This is a genomic window from Mycobacterium scrofulaceum (assembly GCF_002086735.1).
Taxonomy (GTDB): Bacteria; Actinomycetota; Actinomycetes; order Mycobacteriales; family Mycobacteriaceae; genus Mycobacterium; species Mycobacterium scrofulaceum.
The window spans coordinates 1-2,366 of the sequence record NZ_MVIJ01000127.1 but is presented as its reverse complement, the minus strand read 5'-3'; the positions used below and the strand labels follow the sequence as shown (position 1 = coordinate 2,366).

At 68.2% G+C, this 2,366-nt stretch carries 2 protein-coding genes; both read right to left on the bottom strand.

All coding sequences use genetic code 11. The features are described from left to right. The coding region (locus BST44_RS29030; protein WP_083180034.1) for an MCE family protein at positions 1-1,222 on the bottom strand (1,222 nt) is incomplete at its 3' end. Then, the gene (locus BST44_RS29025; protein WP_142274739.1) at positions 1,219-2,247 is read right to left on the bottom strand and encodes an MCE family protein; all 1,029 of its coding nucleotides are present in this window, start codon (positions 2,245-2,247) and stop codon (positions 1,219-1,221) included. The genes BST44_RS29025 and BST44_RS29030, both read right to left, overlap by 4 nt. Positions 2,248-2,366: the final 119 nt, after the last annotated feature.

The following is a 2,366-nucleotide window of genomic DNA, read 5'->3' as shown; positions in this document are numbered from 1 at the left end:
GACCCGGGGCGAGCGGTGGCGGCCCCGGCGGCGGGCCGCCCGGCGGCGGCGCGGGGGGCGGCTCACGGTAGGGGTAGCGCGGGTCGCCGGGCTTGCCCGTGATCGCGTCCGGCAGGTTCAGCCTCGGCTCGCCGCCCTGACCGGTGCGCGGGAACGGTACCGGCAGGGCCGGTGTTCCCGGCTGACCGACCTGCGGATCGGTGAGCTGGGAGGGCAGCAGCACGTTCGGGTCCAGACCCAGGTCGGAGAATGCGGCGTCGACGAAGGGCTGGATGAATTGGCCGGGGATGAGGTTGGCGATGTAGAAGTTGAACCATGGGCCCGTGGACATCGACTCGCCCAGCGACAGCGCGTAGTCGTCGAACTTCTTGATCGCCTGCCGCACTCGTTCTTTGCGGTTGTCGAGGATCGCCAAGACCTCGTTCAGCTTGTCCAGCGCGGGCTTGAGGGTCTGGCGGTTGTCGGCGATGAACCCTTTGATCTGCCGGCTCACCGCCGCGATGTTGCCGGAGATCTGGTCGAGCGCCCGGCTTTGCCCTTGCAGTTGCACGAGCAGCGCGTTGCTGTCCGCGACCAGGCGGGCTATCTGGTCGCTGCGCTCGGACAACACGGTGGTCGCTTTGTTGGCGTTGGTCAACAACTTTCGCAATTGCGCGTCACGGTCACTCAACGTCTGCGAGAACCGCGCGACGCCGGCGATCGCGATCTTCAGGTCGGCCGGGGTGTCGGAGAAGGTGTCGGCCAGCACGGCCAACGAGTCGGACAGCCGATTGGTGTCGATCCCGCTGATGGCGGCGCCGAGGTCACCGAGCGCTTCGGGCAGCTGGTAGGGCGCGTGCGTGCGCTCGAGCGGGATCGGCCCGGACAGCCTGCCGTCGCCGCGGGTCGTGATCTCCAGGATCTTGGCGCCCAGCAGGCTTTTCGTCTTGATCGACGCCTCGCTACGCTCCCCGAGCCGGATGTGCTTGTCCACCTCGAAGGTGACGAGCACCCGCGGGCCGTCCAGCGCGATGCTGTCCACCGCGCCCGCCTTGAAGCCCGAAACCTGCACGGCGGCACCGGTTAACAGCCCGCCCGCTTCGGCGAAGTACGCCGAGTATTGTCTGCCCGATTTGAAGAAGGGCAGTTCGCTGTACGTCAGCGAGGCCGCCACGACCCCACCGACGACCACGATGCCGATCGCGCCGACGGCCAGCGGGTTGCGTTCGGCGAAGTACTTCATCGCGGCGTGCACCTCCCCGAGGGCTGGCCGATCACCTTGACGTAGACCGGTTGCCCCCCTTTCCCGTTCAGCTTGAAGAGCATTTCGCAGAGATAGAAACTGAAGAAGTCGCCGTACAGGCCCTGCCGGTTCAGCATCTGGTAGGCGTCCGGCAGCGTGTTGAGGAAGTCGTCGAAGTAGTCGCGGTCGGCCAGGATGAGGGCGCCCGCCCGGTCGCCGTCGGCCAGGATCTTCGTCAGGGGCGCGCGGCCTTTCGCGACGAGATCGGCGATAGAGCCGGCGGCCGCGTTGGCGTAGGCGATCCCGTTGCCGATGTCTCGCTTGCGGTCGGCGAGGGTTGCCAGCAGCCGGGACAACGAGTCGACGGCCGTTGCGAATTGGGCGCTTTGGTCCCCGAGGGAGCCCAGGACGGTGTTGAGGTTGACGATGACCTGCCCGATGAGCTGATCCCGATCCGCCAGGGTGTTCGTCAGCGCGGCGGTGCGCGCCAAGACCGAGCCGATCGTGGCGCCCTCGCCCTGGAACGCCTTGATGAGCTCGCTGGACAGGGTGTTGACCTGGTCGGGATCCAACGCGCGGAACAACGGGCGGAAGCCGCCGATCAGCGCGTCCAGGTCCAGCGCCGGCGACGTCCGGGACAGCGGAATGGTGTCGCCGGGCCTGAGTTGCCTTGTGCCGCCGGGCCCTTCCTGCAGCGCCAGGTAACGGCCGCCGATCAGGTTCTGGTAGCGGATGACCGCCTTGCTCCCCTCGGTCAGCACCACGGTGTCGTCGGCGCTGAAGTCGACCACCGCGGTGCCGTCGTCCTGGATCGAGATCTTGCGGACCTTGCCGACCTCGACGCCCGCGATGCGGACGAAGTTTCCTGCCTCGAGGCCGGAGACATTGCCGAACCGCGCCTGGTACGACAGTTCGCTGCCGAATCGCAGTTGCGCGAAGATGGCCAGCATCGCCGCCAGGCCCAGGGTGCACACGACCATGAAGGCGGCCAGGCGCCAGATGGTGCCCGGCAGATTCTCTTTCACGGTGGTTGGCTCCTCGGTTGCGTGGGTCGGCCGACCGTCACGGCGGCGGCGGTGCGGGGGTGGGCCCCCCCCGCCCCCGCCCCGCGGGGCGCTCGACGGGCCGATAGGCTCGGCGCCGT